General features: G+C 70.3%; 15 protein-coding genes. 9 read left to right on the top strand and 6 right to left on the bottom strand.

Features of this window, described 5'->3' with window-relative positions; genetic code table 11:
- Window positions 1–30 precede the first annotated feature (30 nt).
- From ACWDX7_RS14770 to ACWDX7_RS14755, 4 genes are read left to right on the top strand one after another with little or no spacing between them, the layout of a single operon-like run.
- Complete coding sequence (locus ACWDX7_RS14770) at window positions 31–1,056, top strand: ornithine cyclodeaminase family protein (protein ID WP_451489847.1); 1,026 nt, start codon at window positions 31–33, stop codon at window positions 1,054–1,056.
- Entirely contained in the window at window positions 1,047–2,441 is a 1,395-nt protein-coding gene (locus tag ACWDX7_RS14765; protein ID WP_451489848.1) for a Y4yA family PLP-dependent enzyme, read from the top strand. Before ACWDX7_RS14770 ends, ACWDX7_RS14765 begins: the two co-directional genes overlap by 10 nt.
- A 44-nt stretch (window positions 2,442–2,485) precedes the next feature.
- The gene (locus ACWDX7_RS14760) at window positions 2,486–3,514 is read left to right on the top strand and encodes a cysteine synthase family protein (protein WP_451489849.1); all 1,029 of its coding nucleotides are present in this window, start codon (window positions 2,486–2,488) and stop codon (window positions 3,512–3,514) included.
- Between the two features lie 5 nt (window positions 3,515–3,519).
- Window positions 3,520–4,935 (top strand): MATE family efflux transporter, encoded by a 1,416-nt coding sequence (locus ACWDX7_RS14755; RefSeq protein ID WP_451489850.1) that lies wholly within the window; start codon window positions 3,520–3,522, stop codon window positions 4,933–4,935.
- Window positions 4,936–5,099: 164 nt separating this feature from the next.
- Here ACWDX7_RS14755 and ACWDX7_RS14750 read toward each other — a convergent pair whose 3' ends face one another.
- The gene (locus ACWDX7_RS14750; RefSeq protein ID WP_451489851.1) at window positions 5,100–5,345 is read right to left on the bottom strand and encodes a hypothetical protein; all 246 of its coding nucleotides are present in this window, start codon (window positions 5,343–5,345) and stop codon (window positions 5,100–5,102) included.
- Window positions 5,346–5,473: 128 nt separating this feature from the next.
- Between ACWDX7_RS14750 and ACWDX7_RS14745 the strand changes: the two genes are divergently transcribed.
- A complete protein-coding gene (locus tag ACWDX7_RS14745) occupies window positions 5,474–6,004 on the top strand; it encodes a DUF6584 family protein (protein ID WP_451489852.1) in 531 nt (176 codons plus the stop codon).
- Between the two features lie 162 nt (window positions 6,005–6,166).
- Here the strand turns inward: ACWDX7_RS14745 and ACWDX7_RS14740 are convergent, their stop codons facing one another.
- Together ACWDX7_RS14740 and ACWDX7_RS14735 are read right to left on the bottom strand one after the other, a co-directional pair.
- Window positions 6,167–7,276, bottom strand: a complete 1,110-nt coding sequence (locus ACWDX7_RS14740; protein WP_451489853.1) for an aryl-sulfate sulfotransferase — start codon at window positions 7,274–7,276, stop codon at window positions 6,167–6,169.
- A 25-nt stretch (window positions 7,277–7,301) separates the two neighbouring features.
- On the bottom strand, window positions 7,302–7,496 hold the full coding sequence (locus tag ACWDX7_RS14735; RefSeq protein WP_451489854.1) for a hypothetical protein: 195 nt from the start codon (window positions 7,494–7,496) through the stop codon (window positions 7,302–7,304).
- Between the two features lie 706 nt (window positions 7,497–8,202).
- Here ACWDX7_RS14735 and ACWDX7_RS14730 point away from each other — a divergent pair.
- Together ACWDX7_RS14730 and ACWDX7_RS14725 are read left to right on the top strand one after the other, a co-directional pair.
- A complete protein-coding gene (locus tag ACWDX7_RS14730) occupies window positions 8,203–8,772 on the top strand; it encodes a helix-turn-helix domain-containing protein (protein ID WP_451489855.1) in 570 nt (189 codons plus the stop codon).
- A 111-nt stretch (window positions 8,773–8,883) separates the two neighbouring features.
- Window positions 8,884–9,459 (top strand): rhodanese-like domain-containing protein, encoded by a 576-nt coding sequence (locus tag ACWDX7_RS14725; protein ID WP_451489856.1) that lies wholly within the window; start codon window positions 8,884–8,886, stop codon window positions 9,457–9,459.
- A 136-nt stretch (window positions 9,460–9,595) separates the two neighbouring features.
- Here the strand turns inward: ACWDX7_RS14725 and ACWDX7_RS14720 are convergent, their stop codons facing one another.
- The 3 genes from ACWDX7_RS14720 to ACWDX7_RS14710 form a co-directional block, all read right to left on the bottom strand.
- On the bottom strand, window positions 9,596–9,838 hold the full coding sequence (locus ACWDX7_RS14720; protein ID WP_451489857.1) for a helix-turn-helix domain-containing protein: 243 nt from the start codon (window positions 9,836–9,838) through the stop codon (window positions 9,596–9,598).
- A 122-nt stretch (window positions 9,839–9,960) separates the two neighbouring features.
- The gene (locus ACWDX7_RS14715; RefSeq protein ID WP_451489858.1) at window positions 9,961–11,292 is read right to left on the bottom strand and encodes a class I SAM-dependent RNA methyltransferase; all 1,332 of its coding nucleotides are present in this window, start codon (window positions 11,290–11,292) and stop codon (window positions 9,961–9,963) included.
- A 149-nt stretch (window positions 11,293–11,441) separates the two neighbouring features.
- The gene (locus tag ACWDX7_RS14710) at window positions 11,442–13,496 is read right to left on the bottom strand and encodes an APC family permease (RefSeq protein ID WP_451489859.1); all 2,055 of its coding nucleotides are present in this window, start codon (window positions 13,494–13,496) and stop codon (window positions 11,442–11,444) included.
- A gap of 208 nt (window positions 13,497–13,704) precedes the next feature.
- Here ACWDX7_RS14710 and ACWDX7_RS14705 point away from each other — a divergent pair, with 208 nt between their 5' ends.
- The gene (locus ACWDX7_RS14705; RefSeq protein ID WP_451489873.1) at window positions 13,705–14,373 is read left to right on the top strand and encodes a potassium channel family protein; all 669 of its coding nucleotides are present in this window, start codon (window positions 13,705–13,707) and stop codon (window positions 14,371–14,373) included.
- A complete protein-coding gene (locus ACWDX7_RS14700) occupies window positions 14,370–15,032 on the top strand; it encodes a potassium channel family protein (protein ID WP_451489860.1) in 663 nt (220 codons plus the stop codon). The genes ACWDX7_RS14705 and ACWDX7_RS14700 overlap by 4 nt, the downstream gene beginning before the upstream one ends.
- Window positions 15,033–15,204 lie beyond the last annotated feature (172 nt).

Raw genomic sequence — 15,204 nt, 5'->3', positions numbered from 1 at the left:
CACCCGCCCCGTACCGGAGGAATCACGACCATGACGGACACCTCTGCCGCCGCCATCGGCACCCCGATATCCGGCGACGACAAGCACCTGCGCATCCTGTCGACCACCGACCTCGCCGGGATCGACATATCCCTGGCCGACGTGGTCGCCACCGTGGAGGGCGCCTACCGCACCCTCCACGCCGGCCAGTCCGACAACCCCCGGAAACTGACCGTCAAGCCGCAGGACGGACACTCCGTCTCCTACGCCATGCTGGGCCGCGACGGCTCCCGCAACGTCGTCGCGATCAAGACCTCGTACAAGCACGGTCTGGACAAGGGCCGCGAGGAGCAGCACTACTACACCGCGCTGACGATCTACGACGACGTCACCGGGCTGCCGGTGGCGATGATGGACTGCTCCCGCATCGGCTCCCTGCGCACCCCGGCCGTCTCCGCGCTGCTGGCCCGCGCGTGCGCGGCCCCCGGCGCCCGGTCCGCGCTCGTCATCGGCACCGGCACCCAGGGCCGCCTCGCGCTCCCGTTCCTGCTGACCACGCTGCCGGACCTGGACCGGCTGATGGTGTCCGGCACCCACCCCGAGGGCATCGAGGCAGTCCGCGAGCAGCTGCGCGCCCACTTCCCCGACCGCGACGTGGAGATCGTCACCGACCTGCGGGCGGCCGCCGCCGACGCGGACGTCATCGTCGCGACCGCCGGCGCCCACACCCCGGCCGCGATCGAGGCCGACTGGCTGAGGCCCGGCGCGCTGTCGATCCTCGTCGGACACGGGCTGGCGCCCTCGACCCTGCACCGGGCCGACCGGGTCATCGCCACCAGCGAGGCGCAGATGAACGTCACCGGCACCGACATGGCCGACGCCGACGGCAAACTCCCCTCGGTCGACGCCGAGTTCCCGCCGGTGCTGGCCGGCGCCGCCGCTGGCCGCCAGAGCGACTCCGAGCGGATCTTCGCCTACAACAGCGGTCTCGTCGTCACCGACATCGCCCTGGGACACCGCTTCGCCCAGCTGGCCATCGCCCAGGGCCTGGGCACCGAGGTGCCGCTGTGGCAGTGAGCGCCGGCACCGGCCACTGGCCCGCCCTCCCTTCCCTGCCTGACGCGGCGACGGACGCGGTGCTGGCCAGCGGGCTCCTGCCCGAACTCGCCTACGCCTTCGGCGGCCCGTTCCACTTCCTGCTGCCCGACGCCTTCGACGCCAACCTGCGGGCCATGCGGGACGCCCTCACCTCGGCCGGTGTGGACGGCTTCGTGTACTTCGCGAAGAAGGCCAACAAGGCCGCCGTATACGTCGAACGGGCGGCGGCGGGCGGCGCCGGAGTGGACGTCGCCTCCGTCGGCGAACTGCGTGAGGCTCTCGGCCACGGCGTACGCGGGGAACACCTCGTCGTCACCGGACCGGCCAAGGACACGGCCCTGCTCCGCCTGGCGGTCCAGCAGGGCGCACTGATCGCGGTCGACGCCCTGGACGAACTGGACGCCCTCGTCACCATCGCCCTGACCGGCCAGGTGCGTCCCGCCCGGGTACTGCTGCGCTGCCTTCCCCCGGCGCAGCCGCACAGCCGCTTCGGGATGACCGGGACCGAACTGGCCACCGCCATGGACCGCTGCGTCCAGGCCGGCGACGTGGTCCGGATGGAGGGCTTCAGCTTCCATCTGTCCGGCTACGCGCTCCAGCCGCGCGCCGACCTCGCCGGTCACCTGGTCGACCTGTGCCTCAAGGCACGCGTCCAGGGCCTTGAGGCCAGCCGGATCAGCATCGGCGGCGGCCTGCCCATCAGCTACACCGACGCGGACAGCTGGAACACCTTCCTCACCGAGCACCACAGCCGCTACTACCACGCGGGCAAGGCGTTCCAGACCGGTGACTTCTACCCGTACCACTCGCCGAACGCGGGAGCCCACGCGCTGGCCGCGCTGCTGGAGACCCGGCCGGAAGGCCACAGCCGGCCGCTGGCCGAACTCCTGAAGGACGCCGGCGTCGTACTGCTCCTGGAACCGGGCCGAGCCCTCCTCCACCAGGCGGGAGCCACCGTCTTTCGGATCCAGGGCGTCAAGGACCGCGACGGGTATCAGCTCCTGACCGTCGACGGCACCAGCCTGAGCCTGTCCGAGCAGTGGTTCAACAGCGAATACCTGCCCGATCCCCACCTCGTGTCCCAGGACACGCCCGTCTCCCAGGACACCACCACGCCCGCCGGCGTGTATCCGGCGAGCATCGGGGCGGCCACCTGCCTGGAATCCGACATGCTCACCTGGCGCAAGATCGGTTTCAACCGCCGCCCCCGCACCGGCGATCTGCTCGTCTACCCCAACACCGCCGGGTACCAGATGGACTCCAACGAGTCGCCCTTCCACGACCTGGGCCTGCCCCCCAAGGTCGTCATCGACCACACCGACCGTCCCCGCCCGCGCTGGCGCCTGGACCGTCACTTCACCTGAGCCAGACCCACCCGGTCTGACCGACCCCCTCACAGGAGCTTTCGATGCCCGGAGCACTTCAGCGCCCCGCCGTGGTCTCCCGCGTATCCGACCTCATCGGCTACACCCCGCTGCTGGAACTCGCCACCACCGAGACCGGCAGCCGCCTGCTGCTCAAGCTGGAGATGTTCAACCCCACCGGTACGGCGAAGATCCGCATGGCCCGCGCCATGGTCGACGCCGCCGAAGCGGCCGGCGAACTGCGCCCCGGCGGCCGGATCATCGAATCGACCTCCGGCAACACCGGGCTCGGACTCTCCGTCATCGCCGCCGAACGCGGCTACACCTTCACCGCCGTCGTGGACAACCACGCCTGCGTGGACAAGCTCCGCGGCATGAAGGCCCTGGGCACCGAACTCGTCTACGTCGTCGACGACGGAACCGAGGAGCTCGCCACCGCCGCCCGCGAGGAGCTCGCCGAGGACATGGCCCGCGGCCAGGACAACACCATCTTCACCGAGCAGCACAACAACCCCGCCAACGGAGTCGGCTACTTCCCCGTGGCCCACGAACTGCACGAAGCCCTCGACGGCCGGCTCGACGTCCTCATCGGCGCCGTCGGCACCGGCGGCGCCCTCTGCGGCACCAGCCGGGAGCTGCACAAGCTGATGTCCGGCTTCACCGTCATAGGTGTCGAGCCCAAGGGCTCGATCGCTTTCGGCGGCCCCGCCCACGACTACTACCAGTCCGGCACCGGCACCCCCGAAGGCGCCGAGATCGGCGCGCTCGTCGACTTCGACCTCATCGACGAAGGCGTCAAGGTCGGCGACGTCGAGGCGTTCGCGACCTGCCGCGCCGTCGCCCGTACCGGCCTGCTCATCGGCGGCTCCGCCGGCGGCGTGGTGTACGAAGCCCTGACCCGCCTGTCCTCGCTGCCCCCGGGCACGACTATGGTCGCCCTCGTCAACGACGGCGGGGAGAAGTACATGGACACCGTCTTCAACGACGAGTGGATGCAGGAACGCGAACTCCTCGACGGCGAGGCGGAGCGCGAGATCGACGAACTCCTCACCAAACTCCGCAGGAACCGGTAAACCCCATGCTGACCACCCTCCTCCGCGACAGCCGCGCCCTGGCGACCCTCGCCGTGCCGCTCGTCCTCACCCAGCTCGCGCAGGTCGCGCTGACGACCACCGACACGGTGATGATGGGTTTCCTCGGGACCGAGGAACTCGCCGCCGGCGGCCTGGCCATCGTCATCTTCAACCAGCTGCGCACCATGGGCGTCGGCCTGGTCACCTCCGTCGGCAACCAGATAGCCGCCGCGGCGGCAAGGGCCGAGCAGGCCGGCAAGGGCGGGGCGAGTGGAGGAGACCAGGCGAAGGAGGAGGTCCGGGGCATAGTCCGCGCGAGCCTGGCCGTCGCCACGCTCGCCGGCATGGCGGGCGCCGTCCTCATGATCCTCATAGGCCAGGCCCTGACCTGGCTGGGCCAGGACGCCGCGGTCGTCGAGCGTACGCAGACCATGCTCATCGCGCTGGCCCCCGGCCTGCTGCCGTGCCTGTGGTTCCAGGCCGTCCGCCAGTTCACCGTCGGAATGCGCCGCCCCCAGGCCCTGCTCCAGATCACCGTCGCGTCCGTGGCCGTCAACGCGGGCCTGAACTGGGTCCTCATCCACGGCACCTGGGGCCTGCCCCGCCTCGGCCTGACCGGCATCGGCGTCGCCACCTCCACCGTCTACCTCCTCTCCTTCCTCGCCCTGTACCTCTCCGCGAAGAAGGACAGCGAGCTGGCGCCGCTGCTCACCCTGAACGTCGCCAAGGCCGACCCCGCCACCGTCAAGCGCCTTGTCGCACTCGGCATCCCCATCGCCGCCACCTACGGCTCGGAAGCCGGCTTCTTCTCCATCACCGCGCTGATGGCAGGCTCCTTCGGCCCCGAGGCCCTCGCCGCGCACACGGCCGTCAACCAGCTCGTCTACATCGTCTTCCAGGTCGCCGTCGGCCTCTCCCACGCCGCCTCGATCAACGTCAGCCGCGAACTGGCGCTGGGCCGGATCGACGACGCCCGCCGCATCAAGAACACCGCGCTCGCGTGCGCCGCCGCCGTCATGGCCGTCGTCGGCGTCCTCTACCTGGCACTCCCCAACCTGGTCCTGGCCCCCTTCCTCGACTCCGCCTCCGGCTCCGGCTCCGGAGAGGCCCTGACCATCGCCACCCACCTCCTCATCGTCACCGCCTTCCTCCAGTTCTTCGACTGCGCCCAGAACATAGGCGTCGGACTCCTGCGCGGCCTCGACGACACCAAGAGCGGCTTCCGCATCACCCTCATCGGCTACTGGGCCATCGGACTCCCCGCCTCCTGGCTCCTCGCCTACGCGCTCGACCTCGACATCCTCGGCATCTGGCTCGGCCTGCTCACCGGACTGGCCACCACCGCCATCCTCCTGCTGCGCCGCTACTCGGCATCCCTCGCCCTCCGCAGCGCCACAGCGCCCCTGGGCGCCTCCGCGTAACCGCGCCACCCGGCCGGACGAGCCACCGCCCCCGATGAACCAGTGCGTCGGGGTCCGACCTCCTCGACCTGGCCGGGTGCAAGCAGCGCCCGGCGGAGACCCCCGCCGGACACGGCCTCATGGGCGTACGCCCCTACGACTCCGCCGTCGGCCGCCGTTACCACTCACTCCGGCGCCGGGACGGCGCCGCGCCGCCGAAGGTCCTGCACCGCCAAGGCCACGCCCCGGCCATCGCCCACCATCGCCCAGAGCCCCACCGGGACGGCAAGCCACCGCCACGCACTACGGAACTGCGTGATCACGGCGATGATGAAGACGACCTGGACCACGCAAAGCACCAGGTTCCCCAACAGACGCAGCATCGGATGCGGTCTCCTGCCGAACGCTGCTTCGAACCAGGTCTTCTCCACTGCCCCACCCCTCATGCGGACCGGGATCGATCACCCCGGACGACGACAGGCAAACAGTAGCGGCGTACTCAAACAGGCTGTCTTCAACCAGGTCGACATGGATCAGTGCGGTACCCGATCATGTGTTCATGCCCCTGAGAGAGACCCTTGCCCGAGTCGATGAAGACCTCGCCGCCGGCCGGGTTCCCGTCGCGCGCCAGCGTTTGCGCGGTCTCGTCTCGTCCTTCCCGCACGACCTGACGCTCCGCCGTCAACTGGCCGGGGTCTACCGGCTCTACGGCGACGCCGCCGAGGCCGGACGCTGGATGTACCTCGAAGAGGACCGCGACGCCGACGAGACCGCCGCCTTCGAGGCGCGGTACGGGTCTCCGGCGTGGCGGATGAAGGCCCTGGCCTGGCGCGGCCCCGAGGCGATGGCTGCCACCTCCTTCGCGAAGGGGCAACTGGTCGCCGTGCGGACCGCCTGCGCCGGGGAACTGGGGCGCCCCGTCGACTGGGACGACCCCGCCTCCTACCAGGACGGCCTGGAGGAGACCTACGAGGAGGCGCCCTCCGAGCCGTGGACGGTCGGCGGTGTGCTGGCGGGCGTCGGCTGCCTGGCCGGGGCCCTTGCGTTCCTCGCGGTCTGGGTCAACGGAGTCGTTGCCCTCTTCGACTGACCCCCCGGGCTCAGGCACGTACCGCCGCAGCACCAGTACGACTCCGGGCCGGCCCACGAGGGCGACGCCTGATCCCCCACGCGCACACGCCGTCGGCCGGCACCCCGCAGCGGGTGCGGCCGGCGGCATGCGGGGCAGGGAATTACGGGACCGGACTGCCGTTCACAGCCAGGGGAGCTGGTCGGCGGAGTACCGGTAGGCACGGAAGACGGCGTTCTGGGCGCCGGCCGAGGACTCCATGCCCACGCCCTCGCCGAAGGACCGGAACTGCGGGACCACGAACTCCCAGACCACGTCCCCGCCGGAGGTCACCTCGAAGAGCCGTCCGAAGGAACCCTCGGCGATGAAGGTGTTGCCGTTGGGAAGCCGCTGAGCGCTGGACATGTACGGGCTGTAGAAGTTCTGCGGCGGGTTGTCCTGGTAGGACCACACCTCCTCGCCGGTGCGCGGGTCGAGCTCCAGTACCCGCGAGTACGGCACGGAGGTCGTGTCGCGGTAGGTGCCGTTGTCGAAGACCAGGATGTTGCCGCCCGCCAGCTCGTGCGGATGGTGCTGCTGCGCCAGGACGTCGGGGCCGATGTGCCAGAGCACGGACCCGTCGGCGCGGTCGACGGCCACGGTGGAGGACGCGCTGCGGAAGCCGACGACGATCGAGCCGTCGGCGCGTTCGTTGACGGTGTTGGCCATGGGCCAGTGCTCGCGGGCGAAGTGCGGGTTCAGCGGGAACTCCTCGGGGTCGAGGTGTTCGATGGCGGCCCAGCGCCACACCCTCTCCCCCTCCCAGGTCAGTTCGTACACCACGTCCCCGTAGATCACTCCGCCCGGGGCTTCGGAGCCGGGGATGCCTCCCCTGATGCGGGCCGCGTCGGCCGGGTCCAGCGGTTCCACGACGGTGACGATGAGGTTGCCGTTGCGCAGGATCGAGGCGTCGTGGTGGTGGAAGGGGTTCCTGAGCTCGCGCAGGACCGTCGAGTCCGGGGCCAGCTCCTGGAAGATGCCGCCGTGGTAGACGTCCCAGATGGGGAAGAGGGTCGGGCTGGTGGTGTCCTTGGCCGCGTAGAAGAGGTTCCCGCCCGGGAGCAGCTGCGCCTGGCGGCCGGGCGGGTGCGGGGAGTTCCAGGTGTGGACGGTTCGGCCCTCGATATCGACGAGGTAGATCTGGCCCCCGCTGGTAATGGGCGCGTAGAGCGTGTAGCCGCCGTAACTGCGGGCGGGGTCATGGGCGATCAGGCCGACGCCGCGGCGGCGCAGGGTGTTCTGGTCGACGGTCATGAGGATCTCCTGTGTGGGGTGTGACTCAGCGGACGGTGACGGCGGCCGGGTCGACGGCCGTCAGGGGCGCGGGGTGCAGATGCCGCAGCAGCGCGGCGCTGTCGGCGGAGCCCGGCAGGCTCTGGGCGGCCTTCGCCCAGGCGGCCTGCTGCTCCAAATGGGCCAGCAGCTCGGGCGAGAGGGTCGCGCCGTAGCCGTAGCGGGGCTGGAAGGCGTCCACGTAGTCGGCCTGGAGTGCGCCCTTGGACTGGGCGAGTACGGCCTTTCGCGCGGCGGCAGGGTCGGCGGCGATCTCGCGAGCGGGCCGCCCGCAGGTGGGACACCGGCACCCGGCTGACCCCGTCGTGGACGTACAGCCAGACGGCGAGCAGCACGGCGTAAGCGATGAGAAGGCGCTTGGCGGTCTCCCCGATGCCGAACCAAGCCGTCGCGAGCGGCACCAGCGCGATGGCCGGGATCGGGCGCAGGAAGGAGACCACCGGGGTGACGGCGGCGGACAGCCTCGGCAGATAACCGGTGGCGAAGCCCAGCGCGCTGCCGGCGAGGGCGCCCAGCGCGAAACCGTGCCCGGCACGGGCCAGGCTGGCACCGAGATCAGCGGCCAGGATGCCGCTGCGGGCGCTGTCCGCGAGCGCGACCGAGGTCTCACCGGGCGTGGGCAGCAGACCCGGGGCCACCGCACCGGACCGGGCGAGCAGGTACCACAGCGCGAGCACGGCACCCGCCGCGCCCAGGGCCGGGCCGAGCCGGCTGAGGGCCCGGCCGGGCGGTGAGGGGATGGCGTGCACGGGGAAGCTCCTCGTTCGGTTCTCGGTCGTCGATAGCTGAGGTCAATAATTGACCAGGCTTATGACGGCGGTGTTGCGGCAGTGCGAAACCTCGCCGGCCCTCCGGCCCTTGATCGGTGATGAGGTACCTTCGCCTGCGTGTCTCGACCCGAACCCACTCCTGAGGCCATCGAGGTCGGACGGGTGATCCGGAGCTGCCGCAAACAGCACGGCGTCTCCATGGCCGTCCTCGCCACCCGCTCAGGCCTCTCCCAGCCCTTCCTCAGCCAGCTCGAACGCGGCCTCGCCACTCCCAGCCTCAGCTCGATCTACCGGATCGCGGAAGCGCTGGATGTCACCCCGGGCACCTTCCTGCGACCGCCCGCGCGACCGGGTGCGGTCAGTCACGAGAGCGACCCGCAGGTGATCCGCGTGAACGAGGCGGCGGGGCAGATCGCCCAGGTGCTCATCCCCGGCGGGCGCAGCTCGCTGATGGAGGCGTACGAGCACCACTTCGAGCCCGGGCAGGGCGAGCGCGGCTGGTTCGAGCACCCCGGCGAAGATTTCCTCTACGTCCTCGATGGCGAGATCGTCCTTGAGGTCGAGGGCGAGGAGCCGCTGACCCTGCGCGCCGGCCAGAGCGCCCACCACCGGGGCGAAGTCCCGCACCGCTGCCGTCTGACGGGCCCGTCCGCCGCCCGCACCCTGCTGGTCATCGCGAACGCCTGAGGGCTGTCGCCTTCCTCCGCCCGGGCCGCCCCTCCAACCGTTAGCGGCGCGCCTGGACGGGTACGTCGCCTACGTCTGCCTGCTCCCCCTCAGCCAAGGATCTGATCCCCCGTGAGTGATTCCGTCGCCGCACTGAGCGTCAGCGAGGCGCAGCCCCGCCTCCACGAGCTGACCGTCGTCGATGTCCGTACTCCCGCCGAGTTCGCGTCCGGCCATCTGCCGGACGCCGTCAACGTCCCGCTCGACCGCATCGGGCGTGCACTGCCGGAGCTCCGGCAGGCTGCCGGGCGCAATCCGCTTCTCCTGGTGTGCGCCTCGGGCGCCCGCTCGGACAACGCCGTCGGGACCCTGGCCTCCCACGGGATCCCCGCCGCGAGTCTGATCGGCGGCACCACGGCCTGGACTGCCGAGGGTCACGGGATTCAGTACCCCGACGGCCGGCCGCGGGCGGTCTGGGCCATGGAGCGCCAGGTCCGCTTCACCGCGGGCAGCATCGTGCTGCTGGGCCTGGGCCTGGCCCTCTTCGTCCATCCGGCGTTCCAGCTGCTGTCCGCCGGGATCGCAGCGGGCCTGGTGTTCTCCGCCCTCACCAACACCTGCGGCATGGCGGTCGCACTCGGCCAACTGCCGTTCAACCAGCGCGGGAAGGATCCCCTGGACACCGCGCTGGAAAGACTGCGGGGCTGACCTCGCGCGAGCACTACGGGCTGACGGGGCGGGCCGCCCTCCGCATCCGGACCCGCGTGACCGGGTAGGACGACCGCGAGCCCATCAGCGACGTCCCGCTCCACGAAGCCACGGCCGAGGCAGCAGCCCCCGGGACCTACCGGTGGTCGGGCACGTGCTTGTAGCCGACGCGGCGCACGGTGGAGATGCGGTCCCGGTAGGTGGGGCCGAGCTTGCGGCGCAGTCGCGCTACGTGGACATCGACGGTACGGCCGTCGCCGATGGGCCGTAACCCCGGATGCCCGAGATGAGGGCATCGCGCGTGTGAACGGTGGTGGGTCACGAGGTGGGCCAGAAGGTCGAACTCCCGCAGCAGGGTCCAACCTGATGCGAGAGGCACCCCTCCGCGCCTGACGGCTCGTCAGGCATCGCTGGCGGCGTGCGTCAAACGTCCATCACGAGCGTCGAGATATCGCCTGAACGCGCACAGCGCACACCACGCACGCCGACCTAAACCACAGGTCAGGCGCCCTTCGCGACCGGCTCCAGGATCGCGACGCACTCCACATGATGGGTCATCGGGAAGAGGTCGAAGACGCGCAGGGTGCGGGGCTTGTAGCCGTGGTCCTTGAAGTAGCCCAGGTCGCGGGCCAGGGCCGCCGGGTCGCAGGCCACGTACGCGATGCGGCGGGGGGAGAGGCCCGCGATGTGGCGGACCGTCTGCTTGCCGGCGCCGGCGCGGGGCGGGTCGAGGACGACGAGGTCGCACTCGGTGATCCCGGTCTTCGGCAGGATCTGCTCGACCTTGCCCTGCTCGATGCGCACGCGCGGCATGTCCGCCAGGTTGTGCCGGGCGTCCTCGACCGCGCGCTTCGTCGACTCGATGCCGAGCACCGCGCCCGAGTCGCCGAGCCGCTCCGCCAGTGCGCCCGCGAAGATGCCGACGCCGCAGTAGAGGTCGAGGGCCATCTCGCCCTTGCGCGGCATCAGGCCCTGCATGACCGCCTTGATCAGGGTGTCGGCGGCCTGCGGGTGGACCTGCCAGAAGCCGCCCATGCCGACGCGGTACGTACGGCCGTCCGCGCGCTCCCGTACGAAGGGGCGGCCGTGGACCCGGTGGACGCCGCCGTCCTTCTCCTCGACGCGCAGGACGGAGACGGGCTTGTCGAGCTCCACGAGCGGCAGGCGGCCGCCCGGGCGCGGGGTCAGGACGACCTGGCGGTCACCGGAACCGGAGGCGGCGATGGCCTCGACGGTCTCCATCTGCGGCCAGTCCTGCTTCTCGATGCCGAGCTCGGAGACGCCCTCGGCAGCGATCATGCAGTGGTCGATCGGCTCGATGTCGTGTGAGCGGTGCTTGCGCAGGCCGACGAGACCATCCTCGTCGATCGCGAACTGGACCCGGGTGCGCCACTGCGGCACCTGCCCGGCCGGCAGCTTGTCACCTTCGGCGGGCATGACGGTGCCGTCCCAGCCGGCCTCCTCCGGGGTGAGCCCGGCGAGCCGCTTCAGCTGCTCGGTGACGACCTCGCCCTTGAGCCGGCGCTGGGCGCCGGGCTTGGCGTGCTGCCAGTCGCAGCCGCCGCACTTGCCGGGGCCGGCGTACGGGCAGGGAGCCTCGATGCGGTCCTTGGAGGCCTCCAGCACGGTGATCGCGTCGGCGCGCAGGTACCGGGAGTCCATGTCGCCCTCGGTGACCTTGGCGACGACCTTCTCGCCGGGCAGGGTGTGGCGGACGAACAGGACCCGGCCGTCGGCGGTCCGGGCGATGCAGTGCCCGCCGTGCGCGACGGGGCCGACCTCGACCTCGTACTCCTCCCCGACCAGTGACTGCTTCTCGTTCTGCTCGGTCATGGTGGGGAGACTCCAAGGATCAAATGCTTCAAATGAAGAACGGCCGGACGACCGACCCACCAGTTTACGTCGGTCTCGTCCGGCCGTTCACCACCCCGCCTGAGCCTGCTGAGGCCCGCTCAGGCCGGCTCGGGCCTGCTCAGGCCTGCTCAAGCCTTCCCGGCGGGGTCCTTCGCGGCCCGGGGCCTGTCCACCAGGCCCCGGCGCACCGCGCCCGGGGCGTTCCACTCCTGCTGCTTCTTCGCCCGCCTCTTGGCGAGCTCCGAGGACTCCAGCTGGTAGGGCACCGAGGTGACCATCACACCGGGCGTGAAGAGCAGCCGGCCCTTGAGCCGTAGGGCGCTCTGGTTGTGCAGCAGGTGTTCCCACCAGCGTCCGACGACGTACTCCGGGATGTACACGCTGACGGCGTCGCGCGGGTTCTCGGTACGCAGGCCCTTGACGTACTCCACCACCGGGCGGGTGATCTCCCGGTAGGGCGAGTCGAGGATCTTGAGCGGGACGTTGATCCCGCGCCGCTCCCATTCCTCGCGCAGCGCCTTGGTCTCGGCCTGGTCGACGCTGATGCTGAGCGCCTCCAGGGTGTCCGAGCGGGTGAGCTTGGCGAAGGCGAGGGCGCGCAGCGTGGGCTTGTGGACCTTGGAGACCAGGACGATCGAGTGGACCCGGGAGGGGCGCACGCTGTCGTCGCTCGGGCCCTCGGCCGCGGCGATCTCCTCGGAGACGCGGTCGTAGTGCTTGCGGATCGCGCTCATCGTGCCGTAGAAGATCAGCATGCCGAGCAGGGCGACCCAGGCACCGTGCGTGAACTTGGTGGCGAGGACCACGACCAGCACCATGCCGGTGAAGAAGGCTCCGAAGGTGTTGATCGCCCGGGAGCGCTTCATCCGGCGGCGGGCGGCGGGTTCGCGCTCCGTGGTCAGGTGGCGGTTCCAGTGCCGGACCATGCCGATCTGGCTCAGCGTGAAGGAGACGAAGACCCCGACGATGTACAGCTGGATCAGCTTGGTCGAGTCCGCGTCGTAGACCCAGACGAGCAGTATGGCGGCGCCCGCGAGCAGCACGATGCCGTTGGAGAAGGCCAGCCGGTCGCCGCGCGTGTGCAGCTGGCGGGGCAGGTAGCGGTCCTGGGCGAGGATCGAGCCGAGCAGCGGGAAGCCGTTGTAGGCGGTGTTGGCGGCGAGGAACAGCACGAGTGCGGTGGCGGTCGCCAGCAGGATGAACAGGAAGCTGCCTTCGCCGAAGACGGCTTCGGCCACCTGGGAGATCACCGGGTGCTGGACGTACTCCGCGCCGACGGGGACGCCGTTGACCAGCAGGTCGGTCGCGGGGTTCTCGGCCATCCGCACGTTCGTGGCCATGGCCAGGCCGATGATCCCGCAGAACATGGTGACGGCCAGGCCGCCCATGAAGGCGAGCGTGGTGGCGGCGTTCTTGCTCTTGGGCTTGCGGAAGGCGGGGACGCCGTTGCTGATGGCCTCCACGCCGGTCAGGGCGGCGCAGCCCGAGGAGAAGGCCCTCAGCAGCAGGAAGACCAGTGCGAAGCCGGCCAGGCCCTGGTGCTCGGGCTTGATCTCAAGATCGGCGGTCGGCGCCTTCATGGGATCGTCCATGACGATGCCCCGCCAGGCACCCCAGGCGATCATGATGAAGACGGCGGCGACGAACACATAGGTCGGGATCGCGAAGAGCTTTCCGGACTCCTTCACGCCGCGCAGATTCATCAGCGTGAGCAGCAGAATCATGACGATCGCCGAGAGCACCTTGTGCTCGATGACGAAATCGACGGCTGATCCGAGGTTTTCCACGCCGGAGGAGATCGATACGGCGACCGTCAGTACGTAATCCACGAGCAGGGCGCTCGCGACGGTCAGTCCGGCCTTGGGTCCGAGATTGGTGTTGGCGACCTCGTAGTCACCGCCGCCACTCGGGTAGGCGTGGACGTTCTGCCGGTAGGAGGCGACCACGGTGAACATGAGCACGACGACCGCGGCGGCGATCCAAGGGCTGAACTGGTACGCCGACACGCCCGCGATCGACAGGACCAGCAGGACCTCGCCGGGGGCATATGCCACCGAGGAAAGCGGGTCGGACGCGAAAACGGGCAGGGCGATCCGCTTGGGCAGGAGGGTTTCTCCGAGGCGGTCGCTGCGCAGCGCCCGGCCGATCAGGATCCGTTTGGGCACGTCGGTCAGTTTGGACACGCACAGGATCGTAAGCGTTCGAACTGGGCCTGACGAACTTCCACCCCCGCTCACCGCGGTCCCATCGCAATTCATCCGCGATTCCGCTACGGGAGGTCACACTCCCGACCGGCCGTGTGTAGCTTGGGCGGTGGTCTGAGACCCTGTTAAGCCAGAGCATGCAATGAGGCTGGGAACCAGCGAGCCGCTGGCAGCCGGAAGGACGGCCGTGCACATCGTCATCATGGGCTGCGGAAGAGTGGGTTCCGCCCTCGCGCAGACCCTCGAACAGCAGGGTCATACGGTCGCGGTCGTCGACCAGGACCCCACCGCGTTCCGTCGGCTCGGAGCCGGATTCGGCGGCCGCCGCGTCACCGGGGTCGGCTTCGACCAGGACACGCTGCGGGAGGCGGGAATCGAGGACGCGGGTGCCTTCGCCGCCGTCAGCAGCGGTGACAATTCCAACATCATCGCCGCCCGCGTGGCCCGCGAGATGTTCGGCGTGGAGAACGTGGCCGCCCGCATCTACGACCCCAAGCGCGCCGAGGTCTACCAGCGCCTCGGCATCCCCACCGTCGCGACCGTACGGTGGACCGCCGACCAGATGCTGCGCCGACTGCTGCCGTCGGGCGCCGAGCCGCTGTGGCGCGACCCGAGCGGCGGTGTGCAGCTCGCGGAGGTGCACACCTCCGCCGCCTGGATCGGGCACAAGGTCAGCAAGCTGCAGGACGAGACCGGTGTCCGCGTGGCCTTCCTCACCCGCCTGGGCGAGGCCGTCCTGCCGACGTCGGCGACGGTCCTGCAGGAGGGCGACCTCGTCCACGTGATGATGCGCACGGACGAGATCGACAAGGTCGAGGCGGCCTTCGCCGAGGGGCCTGAGGAGGCACACGCATGAGGGTCGCTATCGCGGGGGCAGGGGCGGTGGGACGTTCCATCGCGGGCGAGCTGCTGGAGAACGGCCACGAGGTGCTCCTGGTCGACAAGGCGCCGACCGCCATCTCGGTGGAGCGGGTCCCGCAGGCCGAATGGCTGCTGGCGGACGCCTGCGAGATCACCTCGCTCGACGAGGCTGCGCTCCAGCGCTGCAATGTGGTGATCGCGGCGACGGGTGACGACAAGGTCAACCTCGTCGTCTCGCTGCTCGCCAAGACCGAGTACGGGGTGCCCCGGGTGGTGGCCCGGGTCAACAACCCGAAGAACGAGTGGCTCTTCAACGAGTCCTGGGGCGTCGACGTCGCCGTCTCCACCCCGCGGCTGATGTCGGCCCTGGTCGAGGAGGCCGTCAGCGTCGGCGACCTCGTACGACTGCTCCGCTTCAGCCACGGCGACGCCAACCTGGTCGAGCTGACCCTGCCGGCCGACTCCGCGGTCGCGGGCACCCAGATCAGCGAGATCACCTGGCCCGAGGACACCTCGCTGGTCACGATCATCCGGGGAAACCGGGTGCTCACCCCGCACGGCGAGGAGACCCTGGAGCCGGGCGACGAGCTCCTCTTCGTGGCCGCCCAGGCCCGCGAAGAGCAACTGGAGATCCTGCTCCAGGCCCGCGGCTAGCCCGGACCGGGCGGATTGCGGGACAGACCCGCGACGGCCCCGCACCCACCGCCACGCCGAAGGGGCGGGACGACCACCTTGGGTTCTAGGAGTCGTTGCAACATCCCAGTTCAGGGGATGCGATGGACTTCGAGATCCGTAGGGACCGGACGCCTCAGGGCCCTCGGAAGCT

It is taken from the genome of Streptomyces sp. NPDC003034, assembly GCF_053591375.1.
The sequence above is the reverse complement of the archived record's forward strand: the minus strand, read 5'-3'. Positions and strand labels throughout refer to the sequence as shown.